The organism is Tahibacter aquaticus, from assembly GCF_004363655.1.
Taxonomy (GTDB): Bacteria; Pseudomonadota; Gammaproteobacteria; order Xanthomonadales; family Rhodanobacteraceae; genus Tahibacter; species Tahibacter aquaticus.
This window is the reverse complement of record NZ_SNZH01000003.1, coordinates 253,161-276,483: the sequence shown is the minus strand read 5'-3', so window position 1 is coordinate 276,483 and position 23,323 is coordinate 253,161. Positions and strand designations below refer to the sequence as shown.

Below are 23,323 nucleotides of genomic sequence, written 5' to 3'. Positions count from 1 at the left end.
GCGATGATGCGAGGCTCTTGCCGTGCCCGCCGATATCAGCACGCGCTGTCTTCGCTGCAGGCAGACACGCTGCGCGATGTCCCTCGCGCGCGGCGTCGACTGCAGCGTCTGCACGTCGATGGCGCGCATGAAAAAGGCGCGCCTTGCGGCGCGCCTCGAAGAGGAAATCGCGGGGCGGCGATGCCGCCGCGACTTACTCGTCTTCGTCTTCCAGCTGTTCGAGGTAAGCATCCGGGTCAAGCAGGTTGTCCATGTCTTCCCGCAGGTTGCTTGGCTTGACCACGACGATCCAGCCGTCGCCGAAAGCGTCTTCGTTGATCGTCTCCGGCTTGTCCGCCAGCGAGGAGTTCACCTTGATCACTTCGCCGGCCACCGGCGAATAGACATCGGAAGCGGCCTTGACCGATTCGACGACAGCACAACCGGCGCCGACTTCGAGCGTGTCGCCGACATTCGGCAGCTCTACGTAGACGAGGTCGCCGAGCAGGCCCTGGGCGTGGTCGGAAATACCAATGGTGACCGTGCCATCGTCTTCGACACGGGCCCACTCGTGGGACTTCATGAATTTCAGGTCGCCGGGGATTTCTTTCATGGTCTTGATCCTGTCAGGTGGGCACCGCGGCGCGATTCTACAACGCCGTGATGCGATGCAATCAGTAGTTTTGTCGAACCGGCGTCAGACGCCGTCGCAGGGCTTGCCGTCACGCACGAAGGGAAACTTGACCACACGCACCGGCAGCAGTTTGCCGCGGATGTCGACCTGGACCTGGCCCGGCTCGCCGGCCGGAATGCGTGCGAAGGCAATCGCCTTGCCCAGGGTCGGCGAGAAAGTGCCGGAGAGAATTTCGCCGTCGCCGTTCGCCGTCGTCACGCGCTGGCCATGGCGCAGCACGCCCTTGTCGTCCAGCACCAGCCCGACCATGACGCGCGGCGAACCCGCCGCCTTCTGCTGTTCCAGCACACCGCGGCCGATGAAATCGCGGCCCTCGTCCAGCGCCACCGTCCACGCCAGGGCCGCTTCGTAGGGCGACACGGTTTCGTCCATGTCCTGGCCGTAGAGATTCATGCCGGCCTCCAGACGCAAGGTGTCGCGGGCACCGAGTCCGGCCGGCACGACGCCGGCGGCATGCAGGCGATTCCACAAGTCCACTGCCTGCTCCTGCGGCACGATGATCTCGTAGCCGTCTTCGCCGGTATAGCCGGTGCGGGCAATGAACAGGCCATCACCGGCGCAGGCGACGAACTTGCCGAGCTTGACCGCCTTGGCCGCCGTCTCGGCCGTGAGAAGGCCGTGTACCTTGGCGCGCGCGTGCGGTCCCTGTACGGCGATCATGGCCAGTTCCGGACGCTCGCTCACGCTGACGTCGAAGTGCTTGGCCTGGGCCTGGATCCAGGCCAGATCCTTGTCGCGCGTGGCCGCGTTGACGACGATGCGGAAGTAGTCTTCGCTCTGGAAATAGACGATGAGGTCGTCGATCACGCCGCCCTGCTCGTTGAGCATGCAGGTGTACAGGGCTTTGCCCGACACCTTGAGCTTGTCGACACTGTTGGCCACCAGGCGGCGCAGGAAGTCGCGCACGCGCGCACCGCGCAGGTCGACCACGGTCATATGCGAAACGTCGAACATGCCCGCGTCGCGACGCACTGCGTGATGCTCTTCGATCTGCGAGCCGTAGCTGATGGGCATGTCCCAGCCGCCGAAGTCGACCATCTTGGCGCCGAGCGCGCGGTGAGTTGCATTGAGTACGGTCTGGTTGCTCATTGGCGGTTCCGGCCTGGGGAGGCGCGCATTATCACGACGAGGGGTGGTCAATCCAAGCGCATTAGGTCTGCGATGGCGGACGTATCTGCCTCGAAGCGCGCCGGATCACGCAGCGCGCCCGGCACGTCGCTGCATCCTGTACAAGTATCGTGAAGCGCAGGAAACGCCGCTGCGGACGCTGCCAGCAGCCAGTCCGGGCATGCGCGCCGGCAACGTGATGCCGACGCTGCCGCGTCAGTCCTGCGCTGCCGGCTGTACGTACAAGGTGGCGCCGTCGACGCTGACCACGGAAACCTGCGCGCCGGCGGGCAAATCGGGGCCTTCCACCAGCCAGAGCGAATCGCCGACACGGGCCTTGCCGCGACCGTTCTCGATTGCGCTGTCCAGCACGTAGCACTGGCCGATCAACTGTTCCGCACGGCGGTTCAAGGTCGGCGAACGCGTTTCGCTGCGCAGGCCGCGCCGGGAAAAACGCCAGCAGCCGACACAGGCAATCACCGACAGCACGGCGAACACCACGATCTGCACGGGCAGCGACAATGCCGGCGACAGCAGCAGCAAGGCACCGACGCCGGCTGCGGCCAACCCTATCCAGAGCAGGAAAAAACCCGGCAGCAGCATCTCTGCCGCAATCAGCACGAAGGCTGCAGTCCACCAGAGCATGGTCAGGCTCACGTCGAAAGTTTCCTTCATGCCATCGGCTTGGGCACAGGACGGCGGCCTGCTTCGGCCTTGGCTTCGGCGGAAGCGATCTGGCTGGCGCCGGCCGACTTGGCCAGTTCGGCAATGCCGGCAAGCGAACTCAGCACACCGGTGGCTTCCATCGGCATCATGAAGATTTTCTGGTTCGGCGCCGTGGCTATCGCCTTCAGGGCTTCGACGTATTTGCTCGCGATGAAATAGTTCAGCGCATTCACGTCGCCCTCGGCGATGGCCTGGGACACCATGGCCGTGGCCTTGGCTTCGGCTTCGGCCAGGCGCTCACGCCCCTCGGCTTCGCGGTAGGCGGCCTCGCGCAGGCCTTCGGCCTCGAGGATGGCGGCCTGCTTCTGGCCCTCGGCGCGCAGCACTTCCGACTGGCGCGCACCTTCGGCTTCCAGCACGGCGGCGCGCTTGTCGCGCTCGGCCTTCATCTGTCGCGCCATCGATTCGATCAGGTCGCGCGGCGGCTGTATGTCTTTCAGTTCGATGCGGTTGGCCTTGATGCCCCAGGGATGCGTGGCCTCGTCGACGACGCGCAGCAGCTTGGCATTGATTTCGTCGCGCTTGGACAGGGATTCGTCCAGGTCCATGGAACCTATCGCGGTACGGATATTGGTCATGACCAGGGCGATCGTGGCCTGCTGCAGGTTGGACACCTCATACGCCGCCTTGGACGCGTCCAGCACCTGGAAGAACACCACGCCGTCGACACGCACGACGGCATTGTCCTTGGTGATCACGTCCTGCGACGGAATCTCCAGCACCTGCTCCATCATGTTTATTTTGCGGCCTATGGCCTGCATCAGCGGAATCAAAAGGTGGAAACCCGGCGACAGCGTGCGGGTGTAGCGGCCGAATTGCTCCACCGTCCATTCGAAGCCCTGCGGCACGATGCGTACCGGGTTGAACATGTAGAACAGGAGCAGCACGCCGACGATGACTGCAATCGAGCCGATACCCATGACGCCTTTCCCCCTGCTTTCGCGTTATGAGGCTGAAGTATAGGTCAAGCGGTCCCAGGCAGCCGGGCCGGGCGGCCTGACATACGTCATTCGTAACTCGGTGTTAACATCCGCCGCGTACGCCTTCGCCCTGACTCGCGTGGCGAAGGCTGCCGACGATTTCAATGGGGAGATGAAATACATGAAGCGTGTACTTTGCATGGCGGTGAGCACCGCCCTTCTGGGTAGTGCTGGCAGTGCGTTCGCCATCACCGATTCTGAGACCAACGCCAGCATTCCTTTCAGTTTCTCCAGTCCGGGCGCACGCAGCCTGGGCATGGCCGGTGCCTTCCTCGGCCTGGCCGACGACGCCACCGCGGCGTATACCAATCCGGCGGGCCTGACCCAGCTGGTGCAGACCGAAATCTCGCTGGAAGGCCGCCATACCGCCTACAGCACGCCGTATATCGACGGCGGTACCACCACGATCGACCCGTTCAGCACCGCCGGCCTGAATATCAGCGAGCAGGACAGTTCGAATACCAACCTGTCGTATTTGTCCGTGGTGATTCCGCACGATCGCTGGGCCTTCGCCTTCTACCGGCATGAACTGGCCCGCTTCAAGACCGACTTCACCACCCTGAACGGTGCCGAGATCGGCGAATTCCGCCTGTTTCCGTTCCGCTCCACGGCCGACCTGAAAATCGTCAGCCTCGGCGCCTCGGCCGCGTTCAAGGCCAGCGACAACGTATCGCTGGGTTTCGGCATCACCCGCTACGACTTCAATTTCAACACCTTGACCGGACGCGTCGACGACATCGATCCGAACAATGTGTTTCTGACCTCGATCCAGGCACAGAATGGCGATGACACCGGCTACGGTTTCAATGTCGGCGCGCGCTTCAAGCTCAGCGACCAGCTCAGCCTGGGCGCCACCTATCGCAAGGCGCCGGAGTTCAAATACAGCGCGTTCAATGCACTGCTCGGCGACGAAAACGGCAACCCGCTGCCGGCACCGCAGATCGTGGCAAGCAGCAACAACGTGCGCTTCGACATTCCCGACATCTTCGGCATCGGCCTGTCCTGGCGCCCGACCGACGCACTGGTGGTCAATTTCGACCTCGACCGCGTGATGTATTCGCAGCTCACCGACAACATCGATTCGCTGTTCCTGCTCGATGGCGCACAAAAGCTATATCTGGAAGATGGAACAGAAGTACACCTTGGCGCTGAATACACCTTTGCCAATATGAGCGCGCCGTTCAGCCTGCGCGGCGGCGTCTGGCACGATCCGCGCCATTCGGTCCAGTTCCGCAATCCGCCGGCCGACATCGGCGAAGTGGCGCTGTCCACCTTGTTTGCCGGTGGCCGCGGTTCGGAAACCCACTACACCGTCGGCGGCGGCTGGGCCTTCAAGAGTTTCCAGCTCGACCTGGGTGCCGACTTCTCCGACGGCCTGGACACCTATTCGGTATCCGGCGTGTATCGCTTCTGATCCGGGCAGCAGCGGGGCATACCTGCGCACACCAACGAAAAACGGCGCCCCAGGGCGCCGTTTTTCGTTCTGCCTGCAACACACGCGATCTGCATGAGCCGAGGCCACGGACCGCCGCGGCGATCCGTGGCGCGCGGTTTCAGTTACCGCAGGACCTGCCGGCCAATGCGGTCAGACGCGACAGGTTTGCAGTGCCCGGCGCGTAGCCTTCCAGCAGCGGCTGATAGGTCAGCTCCAGGCTGTTGCCCGAGGTGAACCGCAGCGAGGCCGAACCCCATTTGGTCTGGTTCAGCGCCGTGGCGGAGAACGCAAACGGGAACTGCGCGCCGGAGCCGCCGCCCTGGTACAGGTCGACCACGACGCCGTTGCCGAAACGCCGGCCCACGCCGCTGAGCCACAGCGGACTGCCATCCGGCCGGTAGGTATACCAATAGGTGACGATGGCCCGGTCGGTGCCCTGCTCGATGACTTCGAGATTGAAGCCATAGCCCGAGCGCTCCGGCTCGTACCACACGCCGCTATAGCAGGCACGCAGCGAGTTGCTGCCGTCGCCTTCGATCGCCGCGGGCGCGGTCAGGCGGCGCAGGGTCATGCTGCCGGCAGAGAAGCCGAACGCGGTCGGGAACCACTCGATGGCTGCGCTGTTGGAGTCGGTGAAGGTCATGCGCAGGCGCCCCCAGCTGATATTGCTGACACCGCCGCTACCGACCGGGAAGGCGGTAGAGCGCGTGCTGTAGACCGGCACATCGATGGAGTTGCCGCTGGGCGTCGCCACGCCCTGCAGGAACAGCGGCTGGCCGCTCAGATAGAGATACCAGGTCAGGTAGAAACGGCCGTCCGGCAACGCTTCGACCAGGAAACCGTGGCCGCTCTGGCCCGGATTGAACCAGTTGCCGCTATAGCCCGCATCGAGGCGGTTGGAGGCCGCATCGACGTGCAGCGGATCGTCCTGCACGTAGACATCGGCATTCGGGTTGGGGTCGGATGGATCGAGGTTGTTGGCCGTGGACTGGAACACCACGCCACGCCCCTCGCAGTCCATGGACGGATTGGTCGACGCACCGTTCGGCGCCGCACCGCTGCCGCTGGTGGTGGCACGGCGCACGATATTGCCCTCGGGGTCGAACACGAACACATCCTTGATGCCGCCGCTGTCGTCGAGGATCAGGTTGCTCGCGGCCGAGCCGAATGCGACGACGCTGCCGTTGCAGGAGATGGTCGGGTCGTCGGCATCGCCGTTGGGCGCACCGCCGCCGGGATTGCGCACACCGAACAGGCCGTTGCCCAGGGACTTGGACTCGCCGCCGTCGGGCATCTTGCCGTCCAGCGTTACCGCCGCGCCGGGCGCACCATTGACGGAAAGGTATACATTGTTCAAACCGCCGACCAGTTCGGCGATCAGGTTGGTCGCGCGCGAAGCGAAGGTGATGCGCTGGCCGTCGTAGGAGATCGACGGTTTGCCCACATCGGCATTGGCCGGCGTGCTGGCACCGGCCTGGCTGATGCGCACCACGCTACGGCTGAACAGGTCTTTGCGCACTACCTGCCAATTCGCGGTACCGCCGAGATTGACCGCCTTGGTGCGGAACGCGACGTAGCGGCCGCTGCCGGAGATCATCGCATCGCAACTGTCGCCGTTGCCCTGGGCATTGCCCGCGTCTACCGAAACCAGGGACACAGCGCCAGTGGTCGTGTTCATCACAAACACGTCCTTGGCATTGTTGGTGTCATTGGCGACCCAGTTGCTGGCCGATGAGCAGAACACCATCAGGTTGCCGTCGGCAGACAGGCTGGGACTTTCGGCCGGCCCCGACAAGGGCTGCCCGTTCGGCGCCGTCGTGGTGCAGGTAGGCCGGAACAGGCCGTTCGGCGGCGAGCTGCAGACCTGTCCGGTTTCGCCGGCCTTGGCCGGGTTGGACGGCTGATAGATGAAGGCGACGGCCTTGCCGTTGGCGGAAATCGCCGGCGACGTGCTTTGCCCGCGCAAGGCCAGGCCGCTGCTGTCGCTGACGCTGACCAGACGGCTGCTGCCGTCGCGGCGGTTCTTCAGCACGATGTCGCTGCCGCCGTTGTTGCTGTCGTCGCCGGTGATGCCGCGCTGGCGCGTCGAAAAGACCAGTATCGAACCGTCGCCGCTGAGTATCGGCGCGACCGAATCCTCGGTGGTCGCTGCGCCACTTCGCGTACCGCTGAGCGGACGCGAGCGGTGCGAAGTGCCTATGGTCTCGCTGGTGCTCAGGCTGAAGCTGGTCTGCAGGATGGAGAAGCGTGTCTGCGCCTGCAGTGCAATGGTCTCGCTGGCGGGAATGCTGTTGAGCCGCGCCGTTACCTTGCAGGTTGCGCTTTCGCCGGCCGCAAGGCCGTTGGGCAGGCTCCAGGTATAGCTGCTGCCGCTGCCGGTGGCACAGGCGCTGCTGACTACGCTCGCTTCCGCAGGCAGCGTCAGGCTGGTGCTCGGTGCCGTCAGGCGGAAGCCGCCGCGGTTCACCAGGGCCAGCTGCAGGTCGAAGCTGCCGCCGGGACGCACCGGCCCCGGCGTATTGGCAGTAGCGGTCAGCGCCACGCCGTCGGAAGTCGGCGTCGGCACGACCAGGATTTCCGCGGTCGAGGTGATCGCCGGACCGCCGGAGAAACTGATGCAATTGACCACAAATCGATAGGTACCCGGATTGGGCAGGAACAGATTGTAGTTATGCGGTGCGGCACAGGTGCTGGCCCGGTCGCAGGCCAGCGAACCGCTGGGCGGCGTGGTGCCGGTGCCGCCGCCGGTGCCGTCGGTCGGCCACTCGGGGAAACTCACGCCGCCGGGAAAACTACTGCCGTTGTAATAGCAGGCGTTGGCGACAGCCGACCAGCTCAGGCTGACGCTGGAACCCACCGTGATCGACGACGGTGTGTCTCCTTCGAGCCGGTCGGTAAATGACGCCGGCGGAAACCCCGCCCATGCCGCCGTGCCGAACAGACTCGCCACGGCCATCCCGGCCACCCATAGTAATGCGCGCATCTCGCCCTCCTCGTGCTGATTTGCCGCCGCAGCCCCCTGCGCCGCGCCAAGCTAGCGCAGTCGCCGTGGGGCCGCAATGAAATGGCGGCCTCGGCACGGCCGACTGCCAAGCCGTACGCAGGGGGACTGCCAACCTATACGCACTACGCGGCGCGCATGCGCCAGGGATCAGCGCGTGCTGCTGTAGAAACTGCGAAAGCGCGGCGAGAACAGGGCTGCATCCGGGACCAGTGCCGGGTTCAGTGCGCGCAACGCACGAATGTCGGAGCGAGCCGCTTCCAGCCCGGCGTCGGAATTGTCGATCTCGGCCTGGCGCTGCCGCGCCGCTGCGCGGATCAGATAGGCCTGGCTCTTTGCCCGGCCGTCACTGTAGGCATTCGGATCGATGCGGGCGGCGTCGGCATAGCGTCCGGCCAGGTAATTGCGGAACGCTTCCAGCAGTGGCGCCGGCACGCGCTGGGCCAGCGGCGTTTCCACCGGCTTGGGCGGTGTCACCGGCGGCTTGGGTTCGGGTTTGGGCGGCTCGGGCTTGGGCGGCTCGGGTTTTGCTGGATCGGTCTTTGGTGGCGGCTTGGGTACTTCGGTCTTGCCGCCGTCGGGGGCCTGGTTGCCGCCACTGGTAGCCGGCTTATCCGTATTCGGCTTGTCGGTCTGCGCCACGCGGGTATCGCATTTGGCGCTGGCGCGATCCTGCTCGGCCTTCAGGTTCGGTACGCTGCCGATCACGCCGCTGTTCGCCGCGGAGCGCCATTGCGCCAGCGCGGTGGCGCAGTCGCCCTGGTTGAACGCGGCAAGGCCGAGATAGAACTGCGGTACGTAGGGCTCCCAGCGCTGGCCGTACAGGCGCACGCGCGGCGCGGCGGCGGGATTGTCGGCAATCGCATCCTGCATGCGCTGCCTGACCGTCGCCCAGTCGCCGTCCTTGGCCGCTTCCAGGCCGCGGCTGTAGCTGTCTTTGTAGTCGGCCGCAGCCGACGACGCGATCAATAGCGCCGCGCCCAGGGCGGCGATTCCCTTACCAGCCCGCACGCGAGAAATAGTCCTCTGCCGAGATGGTGGGGAAGGCCGCATTGGCGGCGGCACGGCGCTGCGCTTCGACCTTGGCGATCACCGTGACCGGCTTGTTGGCCTGCGGATGGCGGAACGTGATGACATAGCTGCCGGCCGGCAATTTGAGCGTGAACGGGGTGCTGGCGTCGGCCGGCAGGCTGACAGCCTTGCGGTTGCCGTCGACCACCGATTCCACATTGGCCCAGGGCTGCGCGTTGAGCTGCAGCTCGCCCTGCAGCGCAGCCAGCCGGGCCTGTTCCACTTGTTCCAGATTCTGCCGCAGCGCAGCGGCGTCGCGCGTCAGTGCCGCGGCGGCCGGTTCGGCCGCGAGCAGTTTTTCGTTGCCGCGCACGAAGGCGGCCAGCGCGTCGAATTCGACCAGGCCAGGCGCGGCGCGCTGGGCGGCTGCGAGGGTCTCGGCCAGCCGCGCACGCAAGGCCAGCGCGTCGGCATCGCGCGGATTGGCCGCAAGCAGGCCGTTCAAGGCCGTTGCCGCCTGGGCCAGCGCGTCGAGTTTCAGCGGTGTCGCCGCAATCGCAGTGGCGATGCGCTCGCGTGCCGACTTGGCGTCGGCTTCGCGCTGCTCGGTCTGCGCCTGGGCTTCGACCTGGGCCAGCAAGGTCTTGAGCCGGGCATCGGCGGGGAACACGGTCGTGCCTTCGCGCGCCAATGCCAGCGCGGCGGCGCTGTCCTTGGCCGCCGCCCGCGCCTGTATCGTCTCGGCCACGCGCAGCGGCAACTCGGCCTGCAGCTGGCGCGCTTCGGCGTTCTGCGCATCGAGTGCGAAGACCTTGTCCAGTGCGCTACGCGCGTTGTTGTCGGCGGGCGCGAAATAGCGCTGCTCGGCAATCGCCTGCTTGGCCTGGGACAAGGCGCGGCCTATGTCTGCCAGACGCTGGCCCAGGCGCTGCTCGATCTCATTCTTCAGCGCGGTGGCGTCGGCCCGCTGCGGCGCGACGCGCAAGGCCAGTTCGGCCCGCTCCAGTGCGCGCTGCGGCGCTCCGGCGGCCGACTGGCGACCGTCCGCCACCAGCGCCGCGGCGAGCTGAGTGGCGAAAGCGTCGACGCGGGCATCCTGCGGCGCCAGTTCGCGCAGCTGGCCCAGGCTGGCGAAGGCATTGGCCGCAGCCGGTTCTGCCAGGCGGCCGGCCTTGAGTTCGCCCTCGCCGCGCTGCAGCAGCGCGAGCAGTTGTTTTTCCAGACCGGCCTGGCGCTGGGCCTGGCTTGCGCTGTCCGCCAGGCTGACGAAAGCCGGCTCTTTGCCCAGTTCCGGTCGCAGGCCGATCAGCATCAGATTGGCACGCTCGGTGTCCTTGGCGGCGAGTGCAGCGCGCGCGGGCGCCAGCTGCGCGGCGATGAAATCGTCGACGCGCTGCTTGATGGCGGCATCGTCGGGTGCCAGTTCGCGCGCCCTGAGCAGCAGCGCATAGCTGCCGTCGGGACCGAACGGCCTGGCCGCCTTGTCCGCCGCGGCGGCACCGGCAAGCAACTGTTCGATCTGTTTCCTGCGTTCGCTCGCCGCCGCCGCCTCGACGATGCGCTGCTTCAGCGCAGTCGTGGTGGCATCGTCCCTGCGCACGAACAGGCTCTGGTCGACCTTGTCCTGGGCCAGGACGAAATCGCCCTTGGCCAGTGCCGCCTCGGCTTCGCTGCGCATGGCCTGGGCGATGCGGTCCAGCAGTGCCTGCGCGGATTCGTTTTCGGGATCTTTCTGCAGCACTTTCTGCAGCACTTCGTAAGCGTTCTCGCCGGGCGGCGACACCAGCTTGCTTTCGCCGGCCAGGCGCTCGGCGTCCTTGACCCAGTAGCCGATCAGCTGACGCTCTTCCGCCGACATGCCCGAGGCTGCCTTCCAGCGCCAGATGCCGACACTGCCCAGGGCCAGCGCAACGAACACCGCCACGCCTATCCACAGCCAGGGCGGACTCGCCGGCGGTGCCTTGCGCGACGGTGGCGGCACGGTGGCGGAGGCCGGCTTGCGCGGGGGCGGGCGCTGCACATTGGTTGCCGAGGGCGGACGCGGCGCAGGCGGCGGCACACCGCCGGTCTTGCGCGCGGCGACATCCTGCGGCCGCGGCAGCGGCGCCGAACTGGCCAGCGCGCCCATGTTGCGCAAGCCGCTGCCGGACGGATCGCTGGCGGTGAAGCCGAGCTGGCGCAACTGCTCCGAGGCCGTCATACCCGGGCTGAGCTGCAGCCGCATGAGCAAGGTGTCGCTGGCGACGACGCGTTGCTTCAGCGCAGCGACGAATTCGTGCAAGGTGGCGAAGCGGTCGTCGCGGTTCTTCGCCAGCATGCGGTCCAGCACCGGCTGGAAATAGGCGAAGTCGGCATCCAGCGGCGGCGCCGGCTGGGTCAGGTGCGCCATCATCACGGCAATCGGCGTGTCGCCGTTGAACGGCGTGCGGCCCGACAGCAGCTCGTAGAACATGATGCCCAAGCTGTACAGATCGGAGCGGCCGTCGATATCGCTGCCGCTGATCTGCTCCGGACTCATGTAGTTGGGCGTGCCGACCAGCATGCCGGTCTGGGTCAGGCGCGTGGCGGACTGGTCCTGCTGGCGCGCGATGCCGAAATCGGTCAGTACCGGCGTGGCCGCGTCGCGGAACATGATGTTGGCCGGCTTGAGGTCGCGGTGGACGATGCCCTGGGAATGGGCGAAGTCCAGCGCACCGGCGATCTGCACCACCACGCTGACCGCGTCGGCCAGCGACAGCCCGGCCTGCATGCGGTCGGACAAGGTGCCGCCTTCGAGGAACTCCATGGCGATGTAGGCGACGTCGTCGGTCGAGACAATGTCGTAGACCGCGACGATATTGCGATGCGGCAGCTTGGCCATGGTTCGGCCTTCGAGCAGGAACCGCTTCTCGAACTGGCGCGCATCGTCGGACGCGGAATCGTGCGTGCGCTTCATCAGCTTGATGGCGATCTTGCGCTGCAGCGATTCCTGCACCGCCAGCCAGACCGTAGACATGCCGCCCGCGCCCAGCGGGCGCAGGAATTCATATCCAGGGATCTTCACCGGCGTCTGGGCCATCTAACGGGCTTCCTCCTCCGTCCGGGCCGATCATAGCAACAGCAGCCAGGCTTGATGCGGATGGGGCATGGCTGCAGTGGGCGACTACAGCCGCGCCGCCGGCTATGCCAACGCGGGCCAGGCAGCGCTCCGAACATGTGCGCAGCGACAACAGATCGCTGCAAGGCCAGCGCTGCAGCGCAGCGCCGGCGCAGCCATGGCTTGGGCCTCAGCGCGGCAACAGCAAGGCCACGCACAGCCCGCCGCCGTCACGATTGGCCAGCACGATGCGGCCACCGTGGGCCTCGGCGATCTCCCGCGCCAGCGCCAGGCCCAGGCCGGAACCGCTGCGCTTGGTCGAATAGAACGGCAGCAGCGCGTTGGCCAGCACCGCGTCGCTCATGCCGCTGCCACGATCGCAGACCTCGATGCGGCTTTCGCCGCTGCGCTGCTGTACCTCGATGCGGATCTCCTCGACCGGGCCGCCGGCCTCGTGCGCGTTCTTCACCAGGTTGATCAGCACCTGCTCGATCTGGGCGCGGTCGAACCAGCCCGGCTGTGGCGGCACCAGCCCGGTCTGGATGCCGGGGAACTGGCGCGCAATCGCGCCGAGCAGACTGCTCCACTCCACCTGTTCCAGCCGCGGCTGCGGCAGCTTGGCGAACTCCGCATAGCCGCGGATAAAGCCGTGCAAGTGGCGCGCGCGATCTTCGATGGTGTCGAACACCGGTCCCAGGCGCTGCGTATCGCCCTTGCCCGCCAGCACCCGGCCCGAATGCGCCAGCGAGGAAATCGGCGCCAGTGAATTGTTCAACTCATGGCTTATGACGCGTATGACCTTTTTCCATGTCGCCACTTCCTGGCGGCTCAACTCGCGCGTCATGCGCTTGAGCAGGTACATGCAGTGCTGGCGCCCCTGCAATTTGAAGCTGCGCTGGGAAAAGTGGAAGGTTTCGTCCTCGCCCTCCAGCGCCACGGTGAACAGCGCGTCGCCGCCATCGGCGACCGCCTGGGCGAAGGCCTGCGGCGACTCGGCCACGATGGTGTCGAAGGCCAGCCCCTGCATGCGCCGGCCGCCGTTGAGCAGCTGGCAGGCAGCGATATTGGCGTAGACCACGTGGCCGGCGGGTTCCAGCAGTACGATCGCGGTCGGCGTGTTCTGCACTACCGTGTCCAGCAGCAACTCGCGCTGGAACAGCCCCTGGCGTTCCTCGCGCAGCACCCGGCCCAGCTCGTTGTGGGCCTGGACCAGTTCGCCCAGTTCGTCGCGCAGGTCGGTGGCGATGCTGAAGCTGAAATCGCCGTCCTTGAAGCTGGTCACGCTGCCTGCCAGGGTGCGGAACAGTGCCGTGGTGCGAGCGCTCAGGCTGCGCGCCAGCAGCGGCACGGCAAACGCACCCAGCAGGGCACACAGGATCAGGCTCAGCGCCAGGTCGCCCAGCCACGCGTACAGCAGCAGGGCCACGGCTGCGGAACCGATGGCGAGCAGCGCCATGGCCAGGGCCAGCTTGCCTTCCAGTGAAAGAAATCGCATCGACCAACCTTGTCCCGAACGCCGTCGCGAATGATGCCGCGCACGGCGGCGCAGCGATACGCGCCGGGGGTCAGGCCGTGCTGATGCCGAGTTTTTCCAGGCGCCGGTACAAGGCCTGGCGCGACAGGCCCAGCTCGGTCGCCGCCTGGCTGATCACACCCCGCGCGCGCGCCAGCGCGGCTTCGATCGCCGCGCGGTCGGGCTCGTCGCTGCCGCGTGCGGTTGGCCGTGCCGCGGCCAGGCCGAGGTCGGCCGGCTGCACCAGATTGTCGCGACAGAGCACGCGCGCGCGCTGGATGGAATTTTTCAGTTCGCGCACATTGCCGGGCCAGCCATGGGCCAGCAGGGCGCTGCGGCTGTCGTCGGACAGGCGCGCCTCGCTGCCGAGAAAATGCTGCGCCAGCGGCAGGATGTCGTCGGTACGGTCGCGCAGCGGCGGCAAGGCCAGTTCGATCACATTGAGGCGGTAGTAGAGATCTTCGCGGAAGCGGCCTTCGCGGATCATCGTGGCCAGGTCGGCATTGGTCGCGCTGAGCAGGCGAACCTTGACGGTGCGCGTGCGGCCCGAGCCCAGGCGCTCGAACTGGCCGGTCTCCAGCACGCGCAGCAGCTTGATCTGGCCCGACAGCGGCAGATTGCCGATCTCGTCGAGAAACAAGGTGCCGCCGTCAGCCAGCTCGAAGCGGCCTTCGCGTGCCTTGGTCGCACCGGTATAGGCGCCGGCATCGGCGCCGAACAGTTCGGCTTCGATCAGCTCGTTGGGCAGGGCGCCGCAGTTGACCGCAATGAACGGGCCAGTCTTCACCGCCGAATTCGCATGCACGATCTCGGCGATGCGCTCCTTGCCCGCGCCGTTGGGACCGGTGATCAGCACCGGCAGATCGGCACGGGCAACCTGGCAGGCCAACTCGACAACGCGTTCCGTGGCCGAGTCGGCAAACACCAGATTGCGCAGGTCGAAGCGCGCCCGCAGCGCATCCTGGCTTTTGTTGCGTGCGCGCTTCAGGCGCGTCACTTCGCGCGTGGATTCGGCCAGCTCCAGCAGGTTTTCCACCGTGGCCAGCAGCTTCTGGTCGTCCCAGGGCTTGGCCAGGTAATCGGCCGCACCGGCCTTGACCAGTTCGACCGCGGTTTCCAGCCGGGTCCAGCCGGTCAGCAGGATCACCGGCAAATCCGGATGGCGCGCACGGACGGCGCGGAACAACGCAATGCCCTCTTCGCCCGAGGTCGTGTCCAGGTGGAAGTTCATGTCGGCAATGACGAGGTCGATGACCTCGCGCTCCAGCATGTCCAGCCCCTGCTCCGGCGACAGCGCCGCAACGGTGCGGATTTCATTGAGGGACAGCAGCACTTCCAGCGCCGTGGCCACGGCCGGGTTGTCGTCGATCACCAGAACGGTGCGCATGGACTCACGATGGGATAGAGGTTTCGGGCTGCGCATGGGCTGCTTGGATGCAGCTGTGCGCGGATTGGTTGCGTGGTCGCAGGCGGCAGAGGGTAGCGTTTTCGCGCTGGCCGATACAGCGCAGGGGAATGGAACGGGCCTGCGCGCCAGTGGGGCAGCGAGTCCGCCAGGAAAAACCGGGCGACGTTTTCAACGTCGCCCGGCCACTTCGATCTACCGCTCAGACACTGCGCGTGGCCACCGCCGGCGGCACGCGCGAGGCGCGCGTCGCCGGGCCGAACACGGCCGCCTGGCCCAGCAGCATCAGCACCACGATGCCACCGGCCAGATACACCAGCGGCAGGCGCTGCGCGGCGTAGTTGGCCATCAGCCAGTAGTTCAGGCCGTAGGTCAGCAGCACGCCCAGGGCCAGGCCCAACGAGGTGATGACGAAGTTCTCGGTCATGAAATAACGCAGGATGGAACCGCGCGTAGCGCCAAGGGCACGGCGCGTGCCGATCTGCTTGGTGCGCTGTGTGACCCAGAAGCTGGCCATGCCGACGATGCCGAGGGCCGTTACCGCGAGCAGCGAGACAATCACGCCGATCAGGATGATGGTCATGGCACGGTGTCCCTGATATCCCTCGGCGCGGATGCGCTCTATCGTGCGCGGCTCGCGCACGATGCGGCTGTGATTGCTCTTGAGCATGGCCGCCTCGGCTGCCTTCATCACTTCGTCGCGGCGGCCCGGCTCGGTACGCACCAGATAGCGGCCGAAATTGCCGAACGCCACGTTCTGCGGCACGAAGGTGGAATAGAACTCCGCATCCGGTCCGTCTTCGGCCGACCAGCCAATCCACGGCACCTGCATGCGCTCGACGACGCCGATGATGGTGTTCGGATTGCCTTCGGTATCCAGGTAGACCTGCTTGCCCAGCGCCGACTGGTCCGGGAACAGCTTGTTCGCCAGCGCGCGCGTGATCACGATCACCGGCGGCCAGTCGACCGAGCTGCGCTCGCGGAAGGTGATTTCGTCGGCGGTGAAGAAGCGGCCTTCGGCCAGCTTGGCGCCGAAGGCATTCAGGCCGTGCTCGTCGACGAAGTACATCGCCGAGGGCGCGGTCGAGGTTTTCTGCTCCCGCGTCAGGTTGATGCCGGTAGACCAGCCGCCATTGCTCATCGGCGTGGTATTGGTCGGCGTCGCATCGGCCACGCCGGGCAGGCTGCGCAGCAGGGCCACGTCTTCCTGGATCGAGGTCTTGATGTCGAAAGCCGCACCGAAGCCGAGGCTGCCGATGGTGAAGGTATCGGCTTCGTTGATGCCGCTTTCACGGCCCATCATCTGCACGCGCTGGGAAATGATGAACAGCGAGTTGCACACGATGGCCAGGGTCAGGGCGATCTGCAGGCCGATCAGCACCAGGGCGACCTTGCTGCGCATGAGCGCGGACAAAATTGGACGGATTTCCATAAATTCACCTATGTCGTTTTGTCGCTTACTGCGTTTTCAGCTGGGTAGCCGGGGTGATCTGGCAGGCCTTCCAGGTCGGAAACAGCCCGGCCAGTACCGCCGCGGTGACCGACAGCGCGATCGCGGTGAGCACCATGAACCAGTCCATATGCGCGACGCTGTTCAAGTCCTTGTACAGGCTGCGTACCGCCATCAGCCCCAGCCAGGTCAGGAACAGGCCGATCAGGCCGCCGCTGATACCGATCACGCCGGCTTCGATCAGGTGCTGGCTGAACAGCTGGCCGCGGGTGGCACCCAGTGCGCGGCGCAGGCCGATCTCGCTGGACTTGCGCATGAACTTGGCCAGCAGCAGGCCGATGGTGTTGACCAGGCAGACGATCAGGAAGGCAAACGACAGGCCGACCTGGATCTTGGCGTCGCTGGGCACCACCCCCTGGTCCACGATCCACTCGTTCACGTCCGGCAGGCGGTTGTTGAGCGCGCGCGGGAAGCGGCCGAGCTTTTTCTGTTCGCCGACGTAGTTGTTGAGGAAGCTCAGGTACTCGTCCTTGCGCGCCGTCGAGTTCAGCTGCACCCAGAACTGGATCCAGACGCATTCGGAAGCGAGATAGCCGTCCCAGCCCGGCTTGGGATTGTCCCAGCAGGAATTGTTGCCGCTGGCCTGGGTCTGCAGCTCGATCGCGGTGGTGAACGGTACGAAGTATTCCTCGGAGTCGTTGAAGGCACCGTTGGTGAGATCGTAGAACTTCACCCGCGGCTGCCACTTGTCGAGCACGCCGACCACGGTGTAGTCAATCTCGTTCAGGCGCACCTTCTTGCCGCTGCTGTCCTGGCCACCGAACAGCTTTTCGTTGGTGGCCGAACTGAGCACGACAACGCGGCCGTGGTCCTTGTCCTGGGCGCGATCCCAGGGACCGCCGTACTTGAACGGCGGCTCGAACATGGCGAAGAAATCGGTATAGGTGGCACGGCCCAGGGACGAGAACGGCTTGATGTCCTGGTTGTCCGGCTGCAGCGGCCAGACCAGCTTGAACATCGCCGTCTGCAAGTCGGCCTTGCCGGCCTGCATCAGCGCATTCGCGTCGAGATAGGTGACCTGGTCCGGCGGCTCGTTCGGCGTGCGGTACGGCTGTTCGACACTCCAGTTATCCATTTGTACCACATGCAGCTTGTCGCTCTTCCAGGGAATCGGGTCGCTGCCCATCAGGTAGAACACGGTCAGGCTGGTCATGCTGGTGCCTATGCCCAGCGCAATGCCGAACACCATCAGTGCAGTCAGCAGCGGATTGCGCTTGAGGCTGTGCAGGCCCAGTTGCAGGTAGTAATAGAACATGGCGATGTCCTCAGGCCACGGCGGCGGTGGCGTTGCCCGACGGCACGCGCAATTGCGGTTCGGCATCGAAATCGGTGACCTGGCCGTCGATCACGTGCACGTTGCGATGGGCGCGGGCGGCCAGCTCCGGATCGTGCGTGACCATGATGATGGTGGTGCCCTGGCGGTTGATTTCCTCCAGCAGTTCCAGCACGCCGCGGGCCATCAACGAGTCGAGGTTGCCGGTGGGTTCGTCCGCCAGCAGCAGGCGCGGCGAGCCAGCCAGCGCGCGGGCAATGGCGACGCGCTGCTGCTGGCCGCCGGACAGTTCGGCCGGATAGTGCTTCATGCGCGAGGCCAGGCCGACGCGGCCGAGGTTTTCTTCGATGCGGCGCTTGCGGTCGGCCGCGCTGAAGCCGCGATAGCGCAGCGGCACGTCGACATTGTCGAACAGGTTCAGGTCGGGAATCAGGTTGAAGCCCTGGAAGATGAAACCGATCTTTTCGTTGCGCAGGCGCGAGCGCTGGTCGTCGTTCATGCCGCGCACGTCCACGCCGTCGACCCAGAACTCGCCGCCGCTGAATTCCTCCAGCAGGCCAGCGATATTCAGAAAGGTGGTCTTGCCCGAACCGGAAGGACCGGTCACCGCGACGAACTCGCCTTCCCGTACATGGATGGAGAAATCGCGCAGCGCGTGAGTTTCGATCAGGTGGGTGCGGTAGACCTTGGACAGGTGTTTCATCTTGAGCATGGCGGAGCTCCCTGGTGAGGCGAGTGATGAGCGATTGAGGATGGAGCGTGAGGGCGCGGGTGGATCAGCGCGCCAATGCGATGCGTTGCGCGCCCTTGAATTCGTCCAGGCTGGAGATGATCAGGCGGTCGCCTTCCTTGACGCCGGAAACCAGTTCGACCGCGTTGAGGCTGGTCGCGCCCAGTTCGATCGTGCGGCGCTCGGCCATGCCGTCGCTGCCGACGACATAGGCGACGCGGCCGGCGCCGGAATCGACGAAGGGACCGCGCTCCACCATCAGCACGTTCGGGTGCTCGTCGATCAGGATGCGCGTGGACAGGCGCTGGTTCTGGCGCAGGCCGCCGGGCTGGTCGCCGGTGAAGCGCACACGTGCCGTAACCTGGCCGTTGACGACTTCAGGGCTGACCGCGGACAGCTCGCCGGTATAGGTCTGGCCGGCGTTCTGGATCTGCGCCGGCATGCCGATGGCCAGCTCGCGGGCAAAGGTTTCCGGCACCGGCACTTCCACTTCCATGGCCGACAGGTCGACCACGGTCAGCACGCCGGCATTCGCCGCCACGTTCGCCTTCTGCTGCACCAGCAGCTGGCCGACCTGACCGGCCACCGGCGAGCGCAGCTTGAGTTCGTCCACCTGGCGCTGCAGGTCGCCGACCAGCAGGCGCTGCCGGTCGCGGGTCAGGCGCGCGGTCTTGAGTTCGAAATCCAGGCTTTCGCGTTCCAGCGTGACGTCTTTCTTGGCGTGGGCCAGGGTCACCTCGGCCTTCTGCAGCGCATCCTTGGCGCGCATCACGTCCAGCTGCGGCAGCGCGCCGAGCTGGAACGCCTTCTGCGAACGCTCGACTTCGCGCGCGGCGGTCTGGCGGTCGATCTCGGCCTGGTCGACGGCTTTCTGCGTGATCAGCTGCTGCTTGCGGTTGTCGATGCTGGTGCGCTCGGTGGCCAGTTCGGCACTTTGCAGGCTGGCCTGCTCCTGCTGCAGGCGGTTGTTCAGTTCGGGACTGACCACTTCGGCCAGCACCTGGTCTTTTTCCACTTTGTCGCCGGCCTGCACGGTCAGCGTGACGATGCCGCCGTTGGGCGCATACAAGGTGGGGCTGACGGCGGCCACCAGACGGCCCTGGGCGGTGATGTCGCGGGTGAGATTGCCGCGCTTCACTTCCGCGAAGCGCAGGCGCTCGGAACTGAAAGAAGCGCCGCTGGAAAGAATGCGCGTCATGCCGGGCAGGATCCACGCGGCCACGGCAACGGCAATCGCCGCGCCGATCGCGTATTTCCAGTAGCGCTTGCCGGGGGCAACCGCCGTGCTCATGGCTCTGTCCTGGGCCGAGGTATCGCGAATCATGCAATCTGCTCCGGGTGTCGTTGTCCGCCGACGCGGCGGAACTGCTGTCCTGGAGTGACTTGAGCAACACCCGTGCCAAGTCAACAAGATCATAATCTGTAAGGCTTTTCTGCCAATTTTTGGCAACGTACGCCTGTCCGCGGACAAGGCGCCGGACAGGCCGCGCTGCCTGCGCCGCCACCGCGGACAGCACGCGTACGCAGGCCGGACGTGCGCTGCCGCCTGACTATCGGCGCGGCGCCTGCGACCATTCGGCCCGCCCCCGCATCCAGACCGAACGTGGACCGATCAAACTTCGCCATCGATGTGCCGGAAAGCCTGCTGCAACGCGCCCAGGGCGGCGAGTTGCGCGCATTCGAGCAGATCTATCGCCTGTTCGAACGGCCCGTCTACACCCTGGCCCTGCGCCTGCTCAACGACGCGGACGCCGCGCGGGAAATCCTGCACGACGCGATGCTGAAGTTGTTCCAGCGGCTGGACCAGTTCCGCGGCGATTCGCCGTTCTGGGGCTGGCTGCGCCAGATCGTCCTGAACGAGGCGCTGATGCGCCTGCGCAAGGACAAGCGGCTGGAGTTCGACGCGAGCTACGACGAGATCGAGACCGAGACCGCACCGCCCTGGGTGCATGCCGACGGACTCGTACTGGAAAAGGCCCTGGGACATCTGCCGGCGCTGACGCGCAGCGTGCTCTGGCTGTATCACGTCGAGGGCTATTCCCATCCGGAGATCGCCGACGCGCTGGGAAAGAGCGTCAGTTTCTCCAAATCCCAGGTTGCGCGGGGCACTGCCCGCCTGCGCAACCTGCTGGACAGCACCACGGAGTCGAGACCATGTCTGATCGCCAACCCCCAACCGTCGTGAACCACGACCTGGTCGGCAGCGCCTTGCGCGCACTGCCGCCGGCAGCGGCACCCGCAGGCGGCTGGGAAGCGCTCGCCGCCAGTCTGCGTGCCGCCGGCCTGGCACACGGCGAAGACGATGCGCCGACGGCGGCCGTGCGGCCACACCCTGCGCCGCGGCGGCCGCATCAGCGCGCCGCAGGCCGGCGCTGGATTCCCGCGGCGCTCGCCGCCGGCCTGGGCCTGCTCGCCCTGAGCCTGGTGCCGCTCAACCGCCCTGCCCCGGCGACCCAGGCCGGCAGCGGCAATCCGCCCGCCGCCATCGCCACGGCGGCAAGCGACGACAAGACCGAACTGGCGCAGCTGCGCGGCGAATCCGCGCGCATCGAAGAATGGCTGCGCACCTTGCGCGCCGACGAAACGCCACTGGACGGCCGCAGCCTCATGGCGGCTACCGAAATCGAAGACATGATCGGCCTGATCGATCTGCAACTGGCCGCCGGCAACGACGCCGGCAGCGACGCCCGCGTGCTCTGGCACAACCGGGTCGAGCTGCTGCGCGACCTTGCCGCCGTGCGCACCACATTCAGCCTGGCTGGCACCGGCATCGCCGCGAACGGAACCGCGGCCGTGCCCGACAACTGGACCACATTGTGAGGTTTTCCATGAAAGCGTTTTTCCCTTTGTTTGCACTGACCCTGCTGGGCACGGCGCAGGCGGCCGATCCCGCCGCCAAGGCCGAAGCCGCGGCCAGCAGCCGGCCTGCCGCGGCCGCCGCGGCCGCGGCCAAGGCCGAACCAATCGCACGCGCCCGCGCCGCAGCCTATGCCAACCCGGCCGAGGAAGCCGCCGCACGCCAGGAACTGGACGAACTGCGCGAGCAGATGCGCGACCTCGGCCGCAAGATGGGCGACATCTCGCTGCGCCTGGGCGACGGCGGCGCGCGCAATTTCGCCTGGCGCTACCTGGGCGATTCCGAGCGCGCCATGCTCGGCGTCGTCATGCGCGGCGACGACAAGGGCGTGCGCATCGCCGCCGTCACGCCGGGCGGTCCGGCGGACAAGGCCGGCGTGCGCAACGACGACGTGCTGCTGGCCATCGACGGCGACAAGGTCGGCCGCGACGAGCTGTCGGCAGCACGCAAGCTGCTGCAAGACCTGAAGGTCGACCAGCCGGTCAAGCTGTCGCTGTCGCGCGAGGGTAAGAACCTCGACGTAGTGGTCAAGGCGGCGCGGCGCGAAGCACTGAACTGGCCCAAGGTGATGGCCGGCACCGATATGGACATCGACGTGAATATCGACGTCGACCGCATCCAGCGCGACGTGGAGCGGCAGATGCGCGGGGCACAGCGCCAGATCGAGCGCAGCGTGCGCCTGGGCAATCTGCAGCAGTTGCGCGATCTGCGCGTCAACCTGATGCCCTGGTGGGGCATCAACCTGGCGCCGCTGAATCCGGATCTGAGCAGCTACTTCGGCACCGACACCGGCGTGCTGGTGCTGTCCGCCGACACGGACAACATGCCCGAACTCAAGGGCGGCGATATTCTACAAAGTGTAGATGGCAACAAAGTCGAAGAGCCCGGCGACGTGATGCGCCGCCTGCGCGACGCCAAGGCCGGCAGCGAGGTAAAGCTGGGCGTATTGCGCCAGAAGAAGTCGCTGACCTTGAACACCAAGGTGCCCGAGTACAAGGCCATGTTCCCGCTGCCGCCAGCGCCACCTGCGCCACCCGCGCCGCCCGCACCGCCAGCCGTAGCGGCACCGCCCGCCCCACCGGCACCGCCCGCGCCGCCGGCACCTGTCGCTGCGGTTCCGCCGGTGCCGCCGCAGGTGGCTCACGCACCGACACCGCCAGTACCGCCCACGCCACCGCCGCCGCCTCGCCGCGACGACTGAAAGGCACGGCCTGCGCACAGGGAAGTGCCCGGTGCAGCGTCGCTACTCCGTCAGGGTGGCATCGAGCCCCGCACAGATGTCCGCCGCGCGGCGGCGGCCGGTAGCCGATACCAGGGGCGCCGTTTCCGCCAGCAGCCAGGGCCGGCCCGCGTCGGCGCCTTGGCAAAACCGCACTACAGCCCCCTGCCAGGCATGGCCAACGCGCAGCCAGGCCGCATCGCGCAGGCGCTGATGCAGGCCGCGCGGCGGCTCCGGCGTACTGCAAGGTACACAATTCAGCAGTTGTTCCCAGGCCAGATAGTCGCTGTCGGGCAGCAGGTACAGACGCGCCTGCTCGCGGCCGTCTTCGCGATAGAAGCGCAGGGCTTCGCAGATGCCGTCGGGTTCGATGCGATGGACGCAGTTCCAGCCGGCCACCGCAGACAGATCGGCAGCGCAGCCGCTGGGCGCGCGCCACAGCCAGAGCACCGGGCCCAGGCTGTGCCAGCGGCGTGCCAGCGCACCCAGGTTACGGTTATCGGGCAAGGCGATCGCCTGCAGCAGTACGGCACTGGCAGCCAGGGCGGGGGATTGGACAGCGGGCGGGACTTCGGCCGGAACGGCCGCCGTCATACGGGCCTCGCGCTGGCGCAGGAATGGCAGCTTGTACATGTCTAGTGTCCTGACTCACCAGTACCATCCGCGGGTTTTGGCGCCTTCGCCGCGACGGCGGTTCGCGTTGCTGCAGCGCTGGGACTCCCGGCGGCGGACAGCACGCAGCCGGCCTGCGCTGGGACTGCAGGCGAAGTCGCGAAGGACGGAGCTGGCTGGCAAAGGGGGCCGGGA

Annotated in this window: 18 protein-coding genes; 4 read left to right on the top strand and 14 right to left on the bottom strand. The window is 66.4% G+C overall.

The genetic code is table 11. The annotated features are described in order from the left end of the window. Nucleotides 1-193: 193 nt before the first annotated feature. The 4 genes from gcvH to DFR29_RS06700 form a co-directional block, all read right to left on the bottom strand. Nucleotides 194-592: a glycine cleavage system protein GcvH gene (gcvH, locus tag DFR29_RS06715; RefSeq protein WP_133817813.1), complete on the bottom strand. Its 399-nt coding sequence runs from the start codon at nt 590-592 to the stop codon at nt 194-196. 84 nt (nt 593-676) lie between these two features. Then, on the bottom strand, nt 677-1,762 hold the full coding sequence (gcvT, locus tag DFR29_RS06710) for a glycine cleavage system aminomethyltransferase GcvT (protein WP_133817812.1): 1,086 nt from the start codon (nt 1,760-1,762) through the stop codon (nt 677-679). Nucleotides 1,763-1,996: 234 nt separating this feature from the next. Then, nucleotides 1,997-2,455, bottom strand: a complete 459-nt coding sequence (locus tag DFR29_RS06705; protein WP_133817811.1) for an NfeD family protein — start codon at nt 2,453-2,455, stop codon at nt 1,997-1,999. Next, nucleotides 2,452-3,426 carry an SPFH domain-containing protein gene (locus tag DFR29_RS06700; RefSeq protein ID WP_133817810.1) on the bottom strand — a complete coding sequence of 325 codons (975 nt, stop codon included), beginning with the start codon at nt 3,424-3,426 and terminating at the stop codon, nt 2,452-2,454. The genes DFR29_RS06705 and DFR29_RS06700 overlap by 4 nt, the downstream gene beginning before the upstream one ends. A gap of 181 nt (nt 3,427-3,607) precedes the next feature. Here DFR29_RS06700 and DFR29_RS06695 point away from each other — a divergent pair, with 181 nt between their 5' ends. Continuing rightward, complete coding sequence (locus DFR29_RS06695; RefSeq protein WP_166653921.1) at nt 3,608-4,900, top strand: OmpP1/FadL family transporter; 1,293 nt, start codon at nt 3,608-3,610, stop codon at nt 4,898-4,900. A gap of 139 nt (nt 4,901-5,039) precedes the next feature. Here DFR29_RS06695 and DFR29_RS06690 read toward each other — a convergent pair whose 3' ends face one another. The 9 genes from DFR29_RS06690 to DFR29_RS06650 form a co-directional block, all read right to left on the bottom strand. Further along, nucleotides 5,040-7,904 (bottom strand): TolB-like translocation protein, encoded by a 2,865-nt coding sequence (locus tag DFR29_RS06690; protein WP_133817808.1) that lies wholly within the window; start codon nt 7,902-7,904, stop codon nt 5,040-5,042. 168 nt (nt 7,905-8,072) lie between these two features. Next, nucleotides 8,073-8,933: a hypothetical protein gene (locus tag DFR29_RS06685; RefSeq protein WP_133817807.1), complete on the bottom strand. Its 861-nt coding sequence runs from the start codon at nt 8,931-8,933 to the stop codon at nt 8,073-8,075. Beyond that, on the bottom strand, nt 8,920-11,991 hold the full coding sequence (locus DFR29_RS06680; protein ID WP_133817806.1) for a serine/threonine-protein kinase: 3,072 nt from the start codon (nt 11,989-11,991) through the stop codon (nt 8,920-8,922). The genes DFR29_RS06685 and DFR29_RS06680 overlap by 14 nt, the downstream gene beginning before the upstream one ends. Nucleotides 11,992-12,199: 208 nt before the next feature. Then, complete coding sequence (locus tag DFR29_RS06675; RefSeq protein WP_133817805.1) at nt 12,200-13,504, bottom strand: sensor histidine kinase; 1,305 nt, start codon at nt 13,502-13,504, stop codon at nt 12,200-12,202. A gap of 70 nt (nt 13,505-13,574) precedes the next feature. Next, nucleotides 13,575-14,909, bottom strand: a complete 1,335-nt coding sequence (locus DFR29_RS06670; RefSeq protein WP_133817804.1) for a sigma-54-dependent transcriptional regulator — start codon at nt 14,907-14,909, stop codon at nt 13,575-13,577. Between the two features lie 220 nt (nt 14,910-15,129). Then, nucleotides 15,130-16,359, bottom strand: a complete 1,230-nt coding sequence (locus DFR29_RS06665; protein WP_133817803.1) for an ABC transporter permease — start codon at nt 16,357-16,359, stop codon at nt 15,130-15,132. A gap of 25 nt (nt 16,360-16,384) precedes the next feature. Then, nucleotides 16,385-17,692, bottom strand: a complete 1,308-nt coding sequence (locus DFR29_RS06660; RefSeq protein ID WP_133817802.1) for an ABC transporter permease — start codon at nt 17,690-17,692, stop codon at nt 16,385-16,387. Between the two features lie 10 nt (nt 17,693-17,702). Continuing rightward, entirely contained in the window at nt 17,703-18,422 is a 720-nt protein-coding gene (locus tag DFR29_RS06655) for an ABC transporter ATP-binding protein (RefSeq protein ID WP_133817801.1), read from the bottom strand. A gap of 64 nt (nt 18,423-18,486) precedes the next feature. Next, entirely contained in the window at nt 18,487-19,764 is a 1,278-nt protein-coding gene (locus tag DFR29_RS06650) for an efflux RND transporter periplasmic adaptor subunit (RefSeq protein WP_133817800.1), read from the bottom strand. A 279-nt stretch (nt 19,765-20,043) separates the two neighbouring features. Here DFR29_RS06650 and DFR29_RS06645 point away from each other — a divergent pair, with 279 nt between their 5' ends. The 3 genes from DFR29_RS06645 to DFR29_RS29035 are packed head-to-tail and all read left to right on the top strand — an operon-like array spanning nt 20,044 to nt 22,498. Continuing rightward, on the top strand, nt 20,044-20,625 hold the full coding sequence (locus tag DFR29_RS06645) for an RNA polymerase sigma factor (RefSeq protein WP_133817799.1): 582 nt from the start codon (nt 20,044-20,046) through the stop codon (nt 20,623-20,625). Next, a complete protein-coding gene (locus tag DFR29_RS06640) occupies nt 20,595-21,260 on the top strand; it encodes a hypothetical protein (RefSeq protein WP_133817798.1) in 666 nt (221 codons plus the stop codon). The genes DFR29_RS06645 and DFR29_RS06640 overlap by 31 nt, the downstream gene beginning before the upstream one ends. Before the next feature lie 8 nt (nt 21,261-21,268). Then, nucleotides 21,269-22,498 (top strand): PDZ domain-containing protein, encoded by a 1,230-nt coding sequence (locus DFR29_RS29035; RefSeq protein WP_166653920.1) that lies wholly within the window; start codon nt 21,269-21,271, stop codon nt 22,496-22,498. 42 nt (nt 22,499-22,540) lie between these two features. Here the strand turns inward: DFR29_RS29035 and DFR29_RS06620 are convergent, their stop codons facing one another. After that, nucleotides 22,541-23,149, bottom strand: coding sequence for a hypothetical protein (locus DFR29_RS06620; RefSeq protein WP_133817797.1), 609 nt, complete (start codon nt 23,147-23,149; stop codon nt 22,541-22,543). Nucleotides 23,150-23,323 lie beyond the last annotated feature (174 nt).

Excerpts from the sequence above, each read along its gene's own strand:
- gcvH (WP_133817813.1), bottom strand. The coding sequence starts at position 592 with ATGAAAGAAATCCCCGGCGACCTGAAATTCATGAAGTCCCACGAGTGG.
- gcvT (WP_133817812.1), bottom strand. The coding sequence starts at position 1,762 with ATGAGCAACCAGACCGTACTCAATGCAACTCACCGCGCGCTCGGCGCC.
- DFR29_RS06705 (WP_133817811.1), bottom strand. The coding sequence starts at position 2,455 with ATGAAGGAAACTTTCGACGTGAGCCTGACCATGCTCTGGTGGACTGCA.
- DFR29_RS06700 (WP_133817810.1), bottom strand. The coding sequence starts at position 3,426 with ATGGGTATCGGCTCGATTGCAGTCATCGTCGGCGTGCTGCTCCTGTTC.
- DFR29_RS06695 (WP_166653921.1), top strand. The coding sequence starts at position 3,608 with ATGAAGCGTGTACTTTGCATGGCGGTGAGCACCGCCCTTCTGGGTAGT.
- DFR29_RS06690 (WP_133817808.1), bottom strand. The coding sequence starts at position 7,904 with ATGCGCGCATTACTATGGGTGGCCGGGATGGCCGTGGCGAGTCTGTTC.
- DFR29_RS06680 (WP_133817806.1), bottom strand. The coding sequence starts at position 11,991 with ATGGCCCAGACGCCGGTGAAGATCCCTGGATATGAATTCCTGCGCCCG.
- DFR29_RS06675 (WP_133817805.1), bottom strand. The coding sequence starts at position 13,504 with ATGCGATTTCTTTCACTGGAAGGCAAGCTGGCCCTGGCCATGGCGCTG.
- DFR29_RS06670 (WP_133817804.1), bottom strand. The coding sequence starts at position 14,909 with ATGCGCACCGTTCTGGTGATCGACGACAACCCGGCCGTGGCCACGGCG.
- DFR29_RS06665 (WP_133817803.1), bottom strand. The coding sequence starts at position 16,359 with ATGGAAATCCGTCCAATTTTGTCCGCGCTCATGCGCAGCAAGGTCGCC.
- DFR29_RS06660 (WP_133817802.1), bottom strand. The coding sequence starts at position 17,692 with ATGTTCTATTACTACCTGCAACTGGGCCTGCACAGCCTCAAGCGCAAT.
- DFR29_RS06655 (WP_133817801.1), bottom strand. The coding sequence starts at position 18,422 with ATGCTCAAGATGAAACACCTGTCCAAGGTCTACCGCACCCACCTGATC.
- DFR29_RS06650 (WP_133817800.1), bottom strand. The coding sequence starts at position 19,764 with ATGATTCGCGATACCTCGGCCCAGGACAGAGCCATGAGCACGGCGGTT.
- DFR29_RS06640 (WP_133817798.1), top strand. The coding sequence starts at position 20,595 with ATGTCTGATCGCCAACCCCCAACCGTCGTGAACCACGACCTGGTCGGC.
- DFR29_RS29035 (WP_166653920.1), top strand. The coding sequence starts at position 21,269 with ATGAAAGCGTTTTTCCCTTTGTTTGCACTGACCCTGCTGGGCACGGCG.
- DFR29_RS06620 (WP_133817797.1), bottom strand. The coding sequence starts at position 23,149 with ATGTACAAGCTGCCATTCCTGCGCCAGCGCGAGGCCCGTATGACGGCG.